Origin of the sequence: Pseudomonas paraglycinae, assembly GCF_021601625.1 — a bacterium.
GTDB lineage: Bacteria > Pseudomonadota > Gammaproteobacteria > Pseudomonadales > Pseudomonadaceae > Aquipseudomonas > Aquipseudomonas paraglycinae.
Genome location: NZ_BQHR01000001.1, coordinates 354,859 through 369,826 on the forward strand (window position 1 = coordinate 354,859; position 14,968 = coordinate 369,826).

The 14,968-nt window shown below is 57.0% G+C and carries 12 protein-coding genes; 7 read left to right on the top strand and 5 right to left on the bottom strand.

The window, feature by feature from the left end:
* Window positions 1-39: 39 nt before the first annotated feature.
* The 4 genes from L6D82_RS01565 to rsgA all read right to left on the bottom strand — a co-directional run bounded on the left by L6D82_RS01565 (window position 40) and on the right by rsgA (window position 3,141).
* A complete protein-coding gene (locus L6D82_RS01565; protein ID WP_064379085.1) occupies window positions 40-531 on the bottom strand; it encodes a toll/interleukin-1 receptor domain-containing protein in 492 nt (163 codons plus the stop codon).
* Window positions 531-1,490 (bottom strand): caspase family protein, encoded by a 960-nt coding sequence (locus L6D82_RS01570; protein WP_102686788.1) that lies wholly within the window; start codon window positions 1,488-1,490, stop codon window positions 531-533. Before L6D82_RS01570 ends, L6D82_RS01565 begins: the two co-directional genes overlap by 1 nt.
* 2 nt (window positions 1,491-1,492) lie before the next feature.
* On the bottom strand, window positions 1,493-1,900 hold the full coding sequence (locus tag L6D82_RS01575; RefSeq protein ID WP_064379087.1) for a TIR domain-containing protein: 408 nt from the start codon (window positions 1,898-1,900) through the stop codon (window positions 1,493-1,495).
* Between the two features lie 209 nt (window positions 1,901-2,109).
* Window positions 2,110-3,141 (bottom strand): small ribosomal subunit biogenesis GTPase RsgA, encoded by a 1,032-nt coding sequence (gene rsgA / locus L6D82_RS01580; protein ID WP_039766628.1) that lies wholly within the window; start codon window positions 3,139-3,141, stop codon window positions 2,110-2,112.
* Window positions 3,142-3,248: 107 nt separating this feature from the next.
* Here rsgA and orn point away from each other — a divergent pair, with 107 nt between their 5' ends.
* From orn to L6D82_RS01615, 7 genes are all read left to right on the top strand, one after another.
* Complete coding sequence (orn, locus tag L6D82_RS01585; protein ID WP_065258764.1) at window positions 3,249-3,791, top strand: oligoribonuclease; 543 nt, start codon at window positions 3,249-3,251, stop codon at window positions 3,789-3,791.
* 83 nt (window positions 3,792-3,874) lie between these two features.
* The gene (locus L6D82_RS01590; protein ID WP_085746499.1) at window positions 3,875-4,486 is read left to right on the top strand and encodes a trimeric intracellular cation channel family protein; all 612 of its coding nucleotides are present in this window, start codon (window positions 3,875-3,877) and stop codon (window positions 4,484-4,486) included.
* 298 nt (window positions 4,487-4,784) lie between these two features.
* Window positions 4,785-5,816 (top strand): hypothetical protein, encoded by a 1,032-nt coding sequence (locus L6D82_RS01595; protein WP_236187916.1) that lies wholly within the window; start codon window positions 4,785-4,787, stop codon window positions 5,814-5,816.
* 410 nt (window positions 5,817-6,226) lie between these two features.
* Window positions 6,227-7,171, top strand: coding sequence for a hypothetical protein (locus L6D82_RS01600; protein ID WP_236187917.1), 945 nt, complete (start codon window positions 6,227-6,229; stop codon window positions 7,169-7,171).
* Between the two features lie 91 nt (window positions 7,172-7,262).
* Window positions 7,263-10,709 (top strand): RHS repeat domain-containing protein, encoded by a 3,447-nt coding sequence (locus L6D82_RS01605; RefSeq protein ID WP_236187919.1) that lies wholly within the window; start codon window positions 7,263-7,265, stop codon window positions 10,707-10,709.
* On the top strand, window positions 10,693-12,027 hold the full coding sequence (locus L6D82_RS01610; RefSeq protein WP_236187958.1) for an RHS repeat-associated core domain-containing protein: 1,335 nt from the start codon (window positions 10,693-10,695) through the stop codon (window positions 12,025-12,027). Before L6D82_RS01605 ends, L6D82_RS01610 begins: the two co-directional genes overlap by 17 nt.
* Window positions 12,028-12,370: 343 nt before the next feature.
* Window positions 12,371-13,861, top strand: coding sequence for a leucine-rich repeat domain-containing protein (locus L6D82_RS01615; RefSeq protein WP_236187920.1), 1,491 nt, complete (start codon window positions 12,371-12,373; stop codon window positions 13,859-13,861).
* 9 nt (window positions 13,862-13,870) lie between these two features.
* Here L6D82_RS01615 and queG read toward each other — a convergent pair whose 3' ends face one another.
* Entirely contained in the window at window positions 13,871-14,941 is a 1,071-nt protein-coding gene (gene queG / locus L6D82_RS01620; RefSeq protein WP_236187921.1) for a tRNA epoxyqueuosine(34) reductase QueG, read from the bottom strand.
* Window positions 14,942-14,968: the final 27 nt, after the last annotated feature.

Genomic DNA, 14,968 nt, shown 5'->3' on the forward strand with positions numbered 1-14,968 from the left:
GTCTGGTCACAGACGCATTCCCTGCGGCGCTCGGGCTGACTAAAACCCGCGTCGAATACGGTTTTTCAGCGCGTCATGAAACACTTCGGCGTTTTGTCGGTTGGCGGTTCGCGTTGACTGATTTGCCGTGACCGAATCCAGGGTCATGGAGCGCTTGACGCTTCCTTCGGTGCGGTAAGCATCGATGAAGAAATCCAGATCCCGATCGGTGCTCAGCTTCGGCCATTTGTCCAGGTAGTGCGGAAGCTCTGCCGGGCCGGTTCTGAACGAGCAGATTCGTCGGTGGCTGATGGTCGCCTCGCCGATTTCGAACGGCACCCACCACGACAGTGCGGTCTTTTCCGACACCACGGCCAGCAGGTGGCTGCACTCGGTGATGTTACGGGTGATGACACCCGTGATGTCGTCGGTGGTCTGGGATTCAGGATCCAGCACATCAAGGTAGGTCTTGATATTGGCCTGAACCAGGCGGCTGTTGATGGCAATCGCCTGAGCGCGATCGCCGTGGCGGTAGCTGATGAATACGGGCATCAGAAATGTCCTTTGAGCGCGAGCTCTCGGTAATAGGCGCCGAGTGCGGTGAGGCGGCAGCCGGTGGAGTGGAGGGCGGCGTAGTACATGTGCTCGGCGTCGACCGGTTCGATCAGGCTGTGGCGGTTGCACATCTGCAACTGTTTGAAGACATCGCCGTGATCGGGATCGAATGCCGCTTCGGTGGGTTCGTAGCTGGGATCGAGCCGGAAGACGAAGCTCGGCTCGGGAAACCAGTCCTTGAGCTTGCGCAGTGTTTCTTCGGCAATCAGCGGCGCGACTTCGCGCAGCGGTACGAATTGCGACACGTTGGTCTTGAACACCGGCCGCTGTTCCCATGCCCCCAGCGCATTGTCGACAAACGAATACACACTGCCCGGCGTGACCTTGCCCAATACATTGGCTGCGCCGCCGTGCAGGGCTTGCAACAGCAGATCGGTGAACACCCCGTGGCCACGGCTTTCCAGCGCCGATTGTTCTTTCTTGCAGGCCGTCAGGATGGTCATGCCTTCGCCGATCACGCTGCTGCCACCGCGCAGACTGCGCATGGCACCTGCTGCGCCGGCCTGGCAGCAATCCAGGATGATGATCTTGTTCTTGATGTGCGGTGCCTGATCGGCCCACGTCAGAATGTCGCTGATGCGAATGCCTTCGCCGCCGTGCCGGAAGTCCTGTGGAATCAGCAGTCCTTCGTCGATGCTGGTGTCGAACTGGCCATGGCCTGCGAAGTACAACAGCGCCACATCGCAGTCGCCGGAAAACAGCTCCCGGATCTGTTGCTTCATCGTGTCGAGTGTCAGGTTCTCCTCGGCTGAAGTCAGTACCTTGCTGCTGAAGTTCGGCCGCCCGTTGGCGTGGCGCTCCAGTACCGAGGCCATTGCCATCGCATCGTTGTTACAGCCGCTCAGTGGCGCGACGTGGGTGTAGTGGTTGATGCCGATAAACAGTCCCTTGCGCATGGTTACACCGCCGTGTGCAGGCGGATGGCCTTGATGATGCTCTGGGTGTTCCACGCACACTCGGCATGTGCGGCATTGCGTACAACGGTGGAAATCCGTTCGGCACCGAACGGTTTGATCGCGATGATCACCTTGCCCATGCGTCTGGCGATCTCGATTTCCTTGTTGATCCACTTGCTGTAGGTCGAATACATGCCGGCCATGATCAACACCGCCGAGCACGGCCGGATCTTGTTTTCGATCGCCTCTTCAAGCTGCTTGTCGGTGCGTGCACCCATGATCGGATTGTGCGGTGGCACGGAAAAGTTCTTGAAGCAGAAGTCGGGTTGAGCGCCGAGCAGGCGCACCAGATTGTCGTGGGCGTGGGGGTGGTTCCACGAGTGGCTGATGAACAAATGATAGGTCTGCATGGGGTTCCTCGGAGATCGCATAGGTGCGAAGGAAGAACCCAATTTAGGCCTCTGGAAGGGCGCTACAAGGTTTGGGCGGGAAAAGAGAAATGTCCTGCAAACTGAAGTAATCAGGCTTACAGAAAGGGCTTGTGTTTAAGGTGAGGGTGGGAACGCCGCCAGGTTCCGACAACCGGCAGCCCTTGGGGAAGGGCCGCCGACAGGGCTGTTTAGTAGCCGTTTTCCGGCAAACTGGCGATGATCGAGCGGTAGCTGTTCATCCGCTGCTGCTGCACGCGGCCGTCTTCCAGGGCCTTGAGCAGTGCGCATCCCGGTTCGCGATCGTGCTTGCAGTCGCGGAAGCGGCAGGTGCCGAGCAGGTCGTTGAACTCGATGAAACCGGCTTCGACGTCGGCGCGGCTGACGTGGCCGAGGCCGAATTCACGGATGCCCGGGGAGTCGATCAGTTCGCCGCCGCCAGGGAAGTGGAACAGGCGCGCGGTGGTCGTGGTGTGCGTGCCCTGGCCGGACAACTCGGACAGCGGGCCGACACGGGTTTCGACTTCCGGCAGCAGGCTGTTGACCAGGGACGACTTGCCGACACCGGACTGGCCGACGAACACGCTGATGCGCCCGTCGAGCTGCTTCTGCAATTGCTCCATGCCGTTGCCGTGGTGCGCCGAGACTTCCAGCACCGGATAACCCAGCGTGCGATAGACCGCCAACAGGGCATTCAGCGCCGGGGCGTTCTGTTCGTCGATCAGGTCGAATTTGTTCAGCAGCAGCAACGGGCGGATGCCAGCGTGCTCGGCGGCGACCAGATAACGGTCGATCAGGTTCGCATGGGGCTCGGGCAGCGGGGCGAACACGATGACGATCATGTCGACGTTGGCGGCCACCGGTTTGAGCTGGCCACGGCTGTCCGGACGGCAGAGTTCGGTGGTGCGCGGCAGTTGCGCCACGATCACGCCGATGCCCTGGTTGCCGGCGCGCCAGACTACCCGGTCGCCGGTGACCAGTGCCGGCAGGTTGGCCCGCAGGTGGCAGCGGAAGACCTGGCCGGCCAGCTCACCGTCAACGGCCTCGACCTCGACCTGCACCCCGAAGTGGGCGATCACCAGGCCGTGCTGTTCCGGGCCCAGGTCGCCGCCTTCGAGCGCCTCGACAGCCGAGGACTCGCGTTTGGCGGCGCGGGCGGCGCGCTCGCCCTGAATCTTTTCGATGCGCCAGTTTTGACGACGATTGAGTTGGCGTTTGGCCATGGGTGTTCCGTCTGAAGAATGCAGCGATTAGGTAAAACGGCCGCGAGTTTAGCACGCCCGGCAGGCTGCCTAGGCTAAACTGCGCAGCATTGCTCAGGAGCCGAAATATGCAAAACCCGCAGAATCTGATCTGGATCGACCTGGAAATGACCGGTCTCGATCCGGAAAACGACGTGATCATCGAAATGGCCACCATCGTCACCGACAGTGACCTGAACACCTTGGCCGAAGGCCCGGTGATCGCCATCCACCACAGCGACGAAGTCCTCGCCCGCATGGATGAGTGGAACACCCGCACTCACGGCAACTCCGGCCTGACCCAGCGCGTGCGTGAAAGCCGCGTGAGCATGGCCGAGGCTGAAGCCGAAACCATCGCCTTCCTGGAGAAGTGGGTGCCGAAGGGCAAGTCGCCGATCTGTGGCAACAGCATCTGCCAGGATCGCCGCTTCCTTTATACCCACATGAAGTCGCTGGAAAGCTACTTCCACTACCGCAACCTCGACGTCTCCACGCTCAAGGAACTGGCCGCGCGCTGGGCGCCGGACGTGCGTGACAGCTTCAAGAAGGGCAGCACTCACCTGGCGCTGGACGACATCCGCGAATCCATCGCCGAGCTGCAGCACTACCGCAAGCATTTCATCAAGTTCTGAGATCGGCACCCACGCCGGGGTGCCCTCTTTTGGTGCCTCGGCGAAGTGAGTAGACTGCGCGCCTTCCTGCCAGGATCGCCACCATGTTGCTGATGCTCTACCTCGTCGCCATTACTGCCGAAGCCATGACCGGCGCCCTGTCTGCGGGCCGTCGCGGCATGGACTGGTTCGGCGTGGTGCTGATCGCCTGCGTCACGGCATTGGGCGGTGGTTCGGTGCGCGACGTGCTGCTCGGGCATTACCCGCTGACCTGGGTCAAACACCCGGAATATCTGGTACTGACCACAGTCGCGGCGATGATCACCGTGTTCACGGCTCGCTGGATGCGCCATCTGCGCTCGCTGTTTCTGGTGCTCGACGCGGTCGGTCTGGTGGCGTTCACCCTGATCGGCTGCATGACCGCCCTGGAAATGGGCCACGGCATGCTGGTGGCCTCGGTCAGCGGCGTGATCACCGGGGTGTTCGGCGGCATCCTGCGCGATATCTTCTGCAACGACATCCCGCTGATCTTCCGCCGTGAGCTGTACGCCAGCGTCTCGTTCGCTGCGGCCTGGTGCTACATGCTGTGTCTGTTCCTGAACGTGCCGGGCGAGCAGGCGATTCTGATCACGCTGTTTGGTGGCTTCCTGTTGCGCCTGCTGGCGATTCGTTTTCATTGGGAAATGCCGAAGTTCGTTTATAACGACGAACATTGAGACCTTGCGCAAATGAATTCGTAGCTGTTCTGCCAGCGAATGATTTTTTCGCTATCTGTGTTGTCGAGTGCGGCTGCTTTACGTTCTTCGTGGTTTTTTTCTTTCGAACTTACATTTCATGATGAATGTATCTCGGAGGTAATGTGGCCGGGTTTTTCAAATTGCTGATTCTGCTTTCATTTTAGCTACAGGTTCTTACATTTAAATTTTTGCCGGTTTGTGGTTGCATGTTATTCATGTCTCACTTCGCGTTTGCTTTGCGAGGTATGGAATGACGTCAAACACAAGGAGTAAAAATATGAGTGAGCTTAACGAAGTATCAGGAAACCAGTTGATCCATCCTGAAAGGCTGGACAATATCGACTTGAAGGTGAAGTTCGACTCTTCGTCATTAACGCGAAGTAAAGTGCTGTACGGCAACGGCCGTATGCAAGTAAAGGTTCAGGTGCTGGTATCGGGTTATGATGGAAACGGGGATCGCATTCTGGTTCCAGCAGAAGTCATGAATACGATTGAACTTATTCACTACAACACCGGGAGAACCTTGCGCGATGGCTGGAGTGCCAGTACCGAACAAGGTCGATTTACGCTGGAAACGCCGGTGATACAGGATGCAGCACAACCCTCTGACGATGAGCCGGATGATGGTATCCACCCGCAAGTGCGCACATTCTGGGTATCGTCCTCGGGTAGCGGCACGACGCAAATCGCGGCAAGTGTTTCTTTGAACGGGGCAACTATCCGAAGCAATGGAACCGGTCTTTCCGGTTTTCAGGACAGCAGTATCACTCTGGACGCTCAGGTGCCGGTTACCTACTCGGTAGAACAGTTTCGCTGGACTTCGAACAGACGAGGCAATGAGGAGCCGGGAAACCGGATCTGGAACTACTATCTCGGACTTGTTTATCAGGGACAGCAGATCAAACTGGTGGACTGGGTTTCTTCGAGAGGTACGGATGATGTCAAGTTTGCCTATGGCAACTGGATATATGCGTCGAAAACCAACTATTTGAAGGGGATTCTGGTAAGGCCGAATAAAACTGATGTCACTGTGGCGCTACCTGTTAATGACAATACCTTTGTAAATTATATATTTCGAGATCACGCTCTGGATTCTTCGGCAAAGACCAAAGAGTATGTCGTCAGAGTCAATGATCGTCACGGCGAGTTGACCGTCGTGCAAGCGCTTTCCGAGTTCGCATACACGGCGGCCGAATCCAGTGCGGATGGCGTGTTTCCCTTTGTCGCAATCGACCAATATGGCACGGAGCACAAGTTGGCCATTCGGACCAACTCTGAAAAGCGTGAGTTCTTTCTGGAACGGGGATGAGTCTGCGGCGAGGTGCATTCACTACTTGAGTTCTTTTCGTCGAAAAGGATCCGACCTTGCCAATTAAATATACAGCGGTGCCGACACCTTTATAGATTGGAGGTGCGCGTGGCAGCGCGCGCTTGGTTTTCTGATATCGCCCGATTTGTTGCTACGGTTAATTTAGCCGTTTTCTCGCAGTTTTAAATGATTGCGGGAAAACGGTTTTTTATTGTGCGTAATTAAATGTCCGTTTGTTGAAGAGGGTGTTGAGCATTTCAGAGTCGGAAGTGAGTTTATCGTTGTTTCATTGTGTGTGATTACATGTTGTCACTGGTTGTCTGTTTTATTTGTTTTTGGAGCGTGTATCAATGAGTTGACGTGAATGCTATTCAAGCTTCGCGATAACTTTTTTGTTTAAGGGGTTTGATATGTCTGAAGAAGGTTTGATTATCCAGCGTATTGAAGTGAAGTTCGATTCTTCGGCGGCCATTCGCCATAAAGCACTTTATGCCAACGGTCGCATGCAGATTCGGGTGTTGGTGTTGATTTCTGGTGAAGATGCGCAAGGCAACGCTGTTTCGCTCCATGGCCACTCTGCTCTGGAGACACTTCGGTTGATTGACTATAACTCCGCCGCACCGCTGACAGGTGACTGGACAGCGAGCTCCCGGGAGAATCATTTTGCCCACGACATTAAGGGGGGGCACGCACGGGTCTCGCCATTGGTGCCTGCCGCCGGCAATCGATTGTCCGACCCTTCGGAGGTCGTCCAGGTTTTTGAGTACTGGGTTTCCAGCAGTCGCTCGGGGTCGATGCAGATTGCTGCCGAGGTCATCCTGGATGGCAAAAGGTATCGAAGCAACGGCCAGGACGGCCGCGACAGCAGTATCACCTTGGAGGCCATCTCACCCAGGCAATATCCGATCGCCAATTTCATGCTGGCCAGGACAAGGGTGCTGGATCGGCCAGGTCTGTTTGAAAGGATGGAGCAGCACAGTCTGACCTTAAACGCAGAAGGTCGTCTGATTCATTTGCTCGAATGGTCCAGCGGGACGGTACAGCAGGAAACCGAATATGCAAGCGAGTTTTTCTATTCCGGCGATGCAACAAAAGTGTCGGCCGGTTTGAGAAGTTATATCGGTTACATCGGTCCTGCTTTCAGCGATCAGGTGACCGCGCGCACGCCGAGTGGCTTTCGGACGTTGCGTCAGGATCCCGGTACGATCTCGATAATCAGCCATATAACAGCAGAACTCCAAAGTAAGGTGATACGCCGGGAGTTTCTGGATCTAAATGTCTACGACGAGTATGGCACCGAACATCGGATACGTATAAACCCGGATATTGCAAATCGGTCATTCACATTAAGTTGAAATGCATTTTTCAATTTGACGCTCTCTTGGCGTTGCTCTGCAATCTTCTTGCGCAAACAGTTTGTCGCAAATAAATGACAGGATGTTAGTTATGAGTAACCACTCTCCGGAGTCCGTGCATTCGAATGCATTCAATTTTGGTGATTTTGTAGCCGGCGGGGTCGATCCCAGAACCGGCGTTTATACCTGTTCGTTATCCCTTGGGTCTATTCAGTCCGTCGACCTTAACGGCCCTTCATTCAATCTTGCGTTGAATTTCAATCCGTTGAATTCGCGCAATGCCGGTTATGGCGCTGGCTGGTCCTTGTCGATCACCCATTATGACTTGCGCAGTAAGGTTATGACGTTCTCCAGCGGCGAGCGCTACAAAGCTGTCGAGTCGCGGGGAGCCTTGCATTTCAAGGAAATGAAGCTGGAAAGCGCCAAGGTTCTGAAAACTGCTGATGGACGATACGAGATCCGATACAAGGATGGTCGACGTGAAGTGCTCAGGGTCCATGGGGCGACCAACATCGCGGTTCCCGAGACGATATTCGCAGCCAATGGCGTGAGTATTTCCCTGAAGTACAGGACGTTCAATGAGCAGCCGATGCTGATCGAGATCAGCGACTTCCAAAGAACGTTGCTCAAGATCGCCCGCAAAGACACAAGGGTGATTCTGACCCGGCATCCGGAGACGCCCTCCAGCGCTGAGTTTGCTCTGACGCTCAGAAACGATCAGGTCAACGCCATCGATTTACCGGAAGGTGGGGGCTGGAAGCTGCAGTACGCAGACGGTTATCTGACCCGAGTTGAATCGCCCCTGGGTGCCGTGGAAAACATTCGCTACAAGGAAGTCGGCCATCTATTTCCGACCGTCGAGGGTGATCAAAGCCTGCCTTGCGTCATTGCCCACGATATTTACGCCAGATACGGGCAACCGAAGGTCAGCAAGATCTACACCTATTCGGACCATAATTACCTTGGGCACGGCGTTGCAGTGGATCCCCAGGACGATGGCGATCCTCTTTTCCGCGCCGTGGGGGGCTATCAGTACTCCAGCGAAGAGCGGCTGATTGTCGGGAACAAAGTCCACACCCGTATCAAGCGAACCTACAACAAGTTCCATTTGTTGATCTCCGAGGTGACCACTTGCGGTAATGCGCAAACATCAGTTGCAACGCGGTACTACTGTGACGTGAGACTGCCTTTCACCCAGCAGCCCGCGCAGTTCCGGATGCCTGAAGTCCAGACCCTGACTTACGAGGACCTGACGACAAAAGAGAAGCGTTCCGAGGCCTCTGTCACTGAATACGATGCCATCGGCAACCTGCTCAAACAGGTCGGGGCGGACGGGGTGACAACGCGGTTTGAATACTATCCGGCGACCCAGACACCGGATTGTCCAGCGGATCCGCTGGAGTTTGTCCGCTTCCTGAAGCAAAAAACCGTGGCTCCCGCGACGGGTGGCGGTGCGTCCATCGTCACGCGTTATCGCTATGCCTTGCTCTCCGTGCTCAAGGGCGGGACGCTGGCCAGTGTGGTGCCTGTCGAGGAAAAATCTTTCGAGTGGGTCGCAGATCGCGAAGTTCTTCGTTCGACCCTTGCTCTGACTTATCTGGAAACACCGGACAACCCTCTTACACACGGCCTCCTGGAGCAGCAGAAGGTCACTCGTAACGGCACGACGACTTGTATCAAGCATGCCTACACGACCGACGATTTCTCCCTGCGGCTGAAGACAACCTTGCAGGGGTTCGACGGTACAGCGAGTTCGACCGAGCAAACGCTTTCCACCCTGAGTGGTTTGACGCTGTCCGAGCGCGATGCTGACGACAGTGTGGTTACATTCGAATACGACAAGCTTGGACGTCGTGTACGCAAGACGCTTGTCTCTGGCACGACGAATGTTGCTTCGTATCAATGGCGTCACGAAACGGCCAAGGTAGACGTGCCGGCCACGGTGGTTCTGACCGATCCGTCGGGAGGCATGCAAAAAGTTACCTATGACGCGTTGGGGAGGGTCATAGGCGTTGAAGAAAAGGATTGCGACAACCCGGATCCGGCAGGCTCATTTCCGATGCGAGCGGTCTATGCCGCGCTCCATGATCGGGTCGGACGACTGACTGAGCAGACCCGCACCGACTGGTGGGACGGTGTTGCACGTCCTGTGAAATCGCAGGTGTTTTACGACAACTGGGGTCAGATCAAGGAGACTCGCCATGCCGACGGGCGAGTCGAGTATAACGAGTTCGACCCGGTGGCTCGCCAGCAGAAGCGCTGGCAGCAAGGCCTGGGTAAAACTGTTACTGTCTTCAATGCCTTCGGCAAGCCGGACAGCCTTGAAGTCTTCGACCTCAAGGCGCAAAGCCTTGGCAAAACCGTCTTTGAGTACGACGGATTGGGTCGAACGATCAGTCAAACCGACCCCGCCGGGAACAGGACCGGTTATGAGTACGATGCGTACGATCGACTGTTTCGCAGTGTTTTGCCGGACGGGCATGCGGTGCAGACCGATTTTGCCGTCCACAGCACCGAGGTTTTGCCGGTCGCGATCAGAGTCGCCGGGAAACTGTTGGGGCAGCAAGTCTTCGATGGTTTGAATCGGCTGACCGAGCTTTCGGTGGGCGGGCGCAAGTCAGTTGCAGTTTATCCGGCCGGCAAGACTCAGCCCACATCGCACACGAGTGCGGCAGGGGAAACGACCGAGTTTGTTTATTCATCGGGTCCGGGTGGCGCCTTGACTGAGCGCAAAGCGCTAACAGGAGGCGGAGGGCTTACCCGTTTCACCTACGATGAACGAAACGGCAGAATGGAAAGTTGCGTCGAGCAAGGACGTGAGAATCTGTTCGAGTACTTTCCGTCCGGGCGTCTGAAGTCGGAAACAACCCGCTTTGACGGGCAGCGCCGGACGACCTCCCATACCTACTCCCTGGCGGGGCGCCCTCTGGAACACGTGGACGTATCGGGCACGCGGCACAAAACCGAGTACGACATCTGGGGGCGCGAAACCTTGCACAGGCAAGGCCCGATAGAAACTCGATACTTCTATGGCAAGGCTGGTTTGCTTGAGCGGATCGAAACCCGGGATACCCTGTCCGGGCATCATATCCTCACGCATCTGACCTACGATGATATCGGTCGTGAGCTGACCCGCCGTTTTGAAGTCAACGGGTTACCCTCTCAAACGCTGAGCTCCAGTTACACCGTGACGGGCAAGCTGGCGCAGAAGGTTCTCAAACGCGGCTTCATGGTGTTGCGCGATGAGCGGTTTTCTTACGATGCACGCGGTCGACTCATCCAGTACGACTGTGAAGGGATCCAGCGACCGCGGGACCCTTATGGCAAGGAAATTATCCAGCAAACATTCACGTTCGATGCGCTGGATAACATTCTCTCCTTGCAAAACTACGTTCCCTCTGGGTGTCAACGTGACGACGTTCAGTTTCAGCGAACAGGATCCGGCCCAGTTGGTCGGGGTTCAACATTCTCATGCCGACTATCCGGCACCGGTCACCCTGGAATACGACGCCAACGGCCGGATGATCAAGGACGATAAGGGCCGTACTCTGGCCTACGACACGTTTGGCCGCCTGACTCAGGTTATCGATTCACGTGGGGAGGTCCTGCGTGGTTACCAATACGACGGCTTCGATCGGCTGGTCGAGCTGTCGCAATCCGGAAAGTCGGCGGTGCAGCGCTTCTATCACCACAACAAAATGAGCAACGAAGTCAGTGGTCCTGAATCACGCAGTGTCGTGCGACACGGCCGTCTGATATTGGGACAGCAGCAACTGGGAGCGGATGCGGGTATCCGGCTTTTCGGGGCTGACCAGCAGCAGAGCGTGCTGAGTCGCTCGCATGGCGAACAATCGCTCGACAGCGCCTACAGTCCCTACGGGCATCGGCCTGTCGAGGGAGGCCTGTTCAGTCAGGCGGGTTTCAATGGCGAGCAACTGGATGAGGTCACCGGTCTGTATCTGCTGGGCAATGGTTACCGGGCCTACAGCCCGACACTGATGCGCTTCATCAGCCCGGACAGCCTGAGTCCGTTCGATGCAGGCGGCTTGAATGCTTACGCGTATTGCCTTGGCGATCCGGTTAACCGAGTGGATCCTACGGGGCATGTTTCCTGGCAGTCGATTGCCGGGGTTGCGCTAGCAGCACTGGGGACTGCGGTGAGTTTTCTGACGCTGGGAGCGGCCTCGCCACTCGGTGTGCTGGCCATCGGGCTGGGAGTCGCCTCGGGTGTTACCGCTATCGCCAGCGAGCTGGCTCATGAACTGGCCCCGGATTCTTCGGCGGGTGACGTCCTTGGCTACATCAGTCTGGGACTTGGGTTGGCATCCCTTGGCGCCGGCCTGGCGGGTCAGGCTATCAAAGGTGCCAGCAGGTTGGCGGGGGCTTTCAAGTCAGGGTTGAGCACTAATCCTCGCGAGGCCGCCAGAGCCATGGCGAGTGGAATGGGGGGGCGAAGCACTTCGGGAACGAGCGCAGGTCCACGAAAATGGACATACAAGACACAGGGCTTCAGAGGGACGGTAGATGGTCAAAAAACAGGAAGAGGCGCCATTCCCGGCTTCGAAGACCTTGATGACATTTCAAGGGATAAATTCTTCCGTTTCAAGGATGCAATCAAGGACGGAGGAAAGTCTCCAAGCGAAGCTGCAAATGGTCTTGGGGGCAAGACTTATTACAATGAGATGGTCCCTTTCAAGTCTCCCAACCCGCGTCAGCTCCGCGACCCAGGTTACTTCAATGACACGGGTTACACGGAAATCAGGCTTAACCAGGCCACACGTCTGTTTTTCTTTGCGAACCATGACACCCGGACGGTAACCATGCATGCGTTTGGTCATACCGTTCGAGGCGCTTGATGGGCCTGGCGTGCCATGGCCGGGAGGGCAGCGCCCACTCGTGCTTTTGCCGGATACACTCTGAGGAATGATCCGGTCGCGCCTTCGGTGGTTCCAAGAGGAATCGCTGAAGGCGCCTTTTCTCTTTAATTTACTGATCAGGCAATCAACGCGCCTCCAGGCTGCAGCGTGAGCATGCAGGCTCATGCGGTAGACATATGTACGACAGTGCGCAGCAAGCACGGCGGTATGATGATTTTTCGAGGGCCAGACAATTCAGGTTTGGCTGACTGACCTGCGCGTTCGATACGGTTCGCGCAGAACTCCGTTATCAGTGCAACCCAATCTCAAGGATGAGAGTTTCATGGCTGACAAATCACCCAGGATCAAACCTGGCTCCAGCAAAATAAATGATTCCGCTGCCGATAGTTCTCATCGGGTGCCCAGGGGGGATTCTCCCATCTCAGCCCTGCCGCATCGCCCGGATCCGCGACCGTCTCTTTTCCTGCCGGATCCTGTCACGACGGCGCAGATAACCAATCCCAGGCCGAGCGTGGAGCTTTTCGCGATCAATGAAGTAGCGGGAGTTGCCTCGCCCACTTCTTTCGCGGACTACCGGGTGCCCGCCCGAAAAAATCTCGGCGAGGTCGATGCGCAGGGCGTTCGGGAGTTCAAGCAGCGCCAGTATGTGGCTGTTTCCGACGATCATTTCGTACAAGTGGTTCGGGATACCGAAAGCGGCCTTTTTCGCGCGACGGTCGCCAGAGAACTCAAGGCTTCCGGTCCGCTGATGGAGCCGGACGCCGAGGGCAGGTACTGGCACCCTATAGCATCAGGGAACCCGTTGGATCGAGGCGATGCCCCGTCGGGGCTGGCGCGCAATGTAGATGAGCGTCTGGCAGCGTTGTTTCCGACCATGGCCCAGGATGCTCGGACTTCCATGCACCGCGAGCGATTGACGGGTGATCCGCTGCTGGCAGTGGCCCGGCTGGAAGCGGAATACTTCACTCTGTTGAAGGATCTTGGCGCGTGGGCCGGGCAGGTGCCGTCCCGGCACCCGGTCACGGGGTTGCCCCTGACAAGTACCGAGATTGGCGTGCAGAGAACAAGCCGAGAGCGTTTTGCACAGGAACTTCAGGGCAATTGGTCCCGGAAGGCAACCAGCGCCAATCCGTATACGCCATCGACGCTGGATTACGATCTCGATGTACTTGGCAGCCTGCCTCGTTTGTCGGCGGATTTCAGCCATGTTCGCGAGTTGAGTCTGACCAGCACTTCCCCGTTGGAAGACAGCGCCTTTCTCGCGAGTTTTCCGGGTGTGCGGTATCTCACCCTGTCGGGCTTTGCCCTGAAATCGTTTCCCGCTGAGGTGTACCAGATGAGGGAACTGGTGACGTTGACCTTGGACAACTGTGACATACGGCTCACCGAAGCCAGCGTCGAAGGCCTCGCCCACATTGAACAACTGACGCTGCTGGACTTGAGCAACAACCCGCTCGGGCTGTCGCCCGACCTCAGATTCATGAGGCGCCTGGACAGTCTTTATCTCTCGGATACGGGGCTGAACGAGGTGCCTGTCGGGCTATTTGAAAGCGAAAGCCTGACATTTGCCGATCTGCACAATAACGAAATTGAACACTTGCCAGACGAACTTTTTGAGGTGCCGGATATTCAACAGGTCAATTTTAACTTTCGAAACAATCCGCTGGATGAGGCCACTCTGCAGCGAGTCAGTGCCTATATCGAGGCCGCTGGCCTGGATAGGAGAGTCCTGATTCAAGTTGATGGAGAAAACCAGATACAACCGCAGATTTTAGACTTCGAAGGTGAGGACAGTGGTGTGGAGAGTTCGTGAGTGAGGGCATCACGTACTTTCATCGAGATGCTGGCGCAACGCCCACTCCACATGTTCTCTAACCAACTCTGACGGATGATCCCGTCGCGCCTTCAATGCTTCCAGCACCGGAATCGTTGAAGGCGCATTGCCCAATCCCACCGCCAGATTGCGCAGCCAACGCTCGTAACCCGCGCGGCGCAACGGCGAACCCTCGGTGCTGCTGAGGAATTTGTCCTCATCCCACAAGAACAGCTCGGCCAGTTCGGCATTGTCCAGATTGTGCCGTGGCTTGAAATCGCTTTCGCCGGACGGGCGGGCGAAGCGGTTCCACGGGCAGCAGATCTGGCAGTCGTCGCAGCCGAACACCCGGTTACCGATCAGCGGTCGCAGGTCTTCGGGGATGGCGTTCTTCAGTTCGATGGTCAGGTAGGAAATACAACGTCGCGCGTCCAGCACATACGGGCCGACGAAGGCGTTGGTCGGGCAGATGTCCAGGCACGCGGTGCAGCGTCCGCAGTGTTCGGTGCTGTGGGGTTCATCCACCGGCAGGGGCAGGTCGACGAACAGCTCGCTGAGAAAGAAGTAACTGCCGGCCTTGCGGTTCAGCACCAGGGTGTTTTTGCCGATCCAGCCCAGTCCGGCCTGTTCGGCAATCGCCTTTTCCAGCACCGGTGCACTGTCGACGAAGGCGCGGAAGCCGAACGGGCCGATCTCGGATTGAATCTTGTCCGCCAGTTGTTGAACGCGTTTACGGATCAACTTGTGATAATCGCGGCCCAAGGCATAACGCGAGATGTAGGCCTTTTCCGGTTTTGCCAGCAATTGCGCCATCTGCGTGTCGCCCGGCAGGTAGTCCATGCGCAGTGAGACTACGCGCAAGGTGCCCGGCACCAGCTCTTCGGGGTGCGAGCGTTTGCTGCCGTGGGCGCCCATGTAATCCATTTCGCCGTGGTAGCCGGCCTCGAGCCAGCGTTGCAGGTGCTGCTCATGCTCGGCCAGATCCAGACCGCTGATGCCGACTTGCTGGAAGCCCAGCTCGCGGCCCCAGTCCTTGATGGATTGGGCGAGGGCAGGCAGATCTGTGGTGATGGCGGACATGAGGCGAGAGAAACCGGAGCTGAGGTG

What these genes read in the sequence shown, in the direction of transcription:
- L6D82_RS01570 (WP_102686788.1), bottom strand. Translation starts at nt 1,490, where the DNA reads ATGCGCAAGGGACTGTTTATCGGCATCAACCACTACACCCACGTCGCG.
- L6D82_RS01600 (WP_236187917.1), top strand. Translation starts at nt 6,227, where the DNA reads ATGTCTGAAGAAGGTTTGATTATCCAGCGTATTGAAGTGAAGTTCGAT.
- queG (WP_236187921.1), bottom strand. Translation starts at nt 14,941, where the DNA reads ATGTCCGCCATCACCACAGATCTGCCTGCCCTCGCCCAATCCATCAAG.
- L6D82_RS01610 (WP_236187958.1), top strand. Translation starts at nt 10,693, where the DNA reads ATGATCAAGGACGATAAGGGCCGTACTCTGGCCTACGACACGTTTGGC.
- L6D82_RS01565 (WP_064379085.1), bottom strand. Translation starts at nt 531, where the DNA reads ATGCCCGTATTCATCAGCTACCGCCACGGCGATCGCGCTCAGGCGATT.
- orn (WP_065258764.1), top strand. Translation starts at nt 3,249, where the DNA reads ATGCAAAACCCGCAGAATCTGATCTGGATCGACCTGGAAATGACCGGT.
- L6D82_RS01575 (WP_064379087.1), bottom strand. Translation starts at nt 1,900, where the DNA reads ATGCAGACCTATCATTTGTTCATCAGCCACTCGTGGAACCACCCCCAC.
- rsgA (WP_039766628.1), bottom strand. Translation starts at nt 3,141, where the DNA reads ATGGCCAAACGCCAACTCAATCGTCGTCAAAACTGGCGCATCGAAAAG.
- L6D82_RS01595 (WP_236187916.1), top strand. Translation starts at nt 4,785, where the DNA reads ATGAGTGAGCTTAACGAAGTATCAGGAAACCAGTTGATCCATCCTGAA.
- L6D82_RS01615 (WP_236187920.1), top strand. Translation starts at nt 12,371, where the DNA reads ATGGCTGACAAATCACCCAGGATCAAACCTGGCTCCAGCAAAATAAAT.
- L6D82_RS01605 (WP_236187919.1), top strand. Translation starts at nt 7,263, where the DNA reads ATGAGTAACCACTCTCCGGAGTCCGTGCATTCGAATGCATTCAATTTT.
- L6D82_RS01590 (WP_085746499.1), top strand. Translation starts at nt 3,875, where the DNA reads ATGTTGCTGATGCTCTACCTCGTCGCCATTACTGCCGAAGCCATGACC.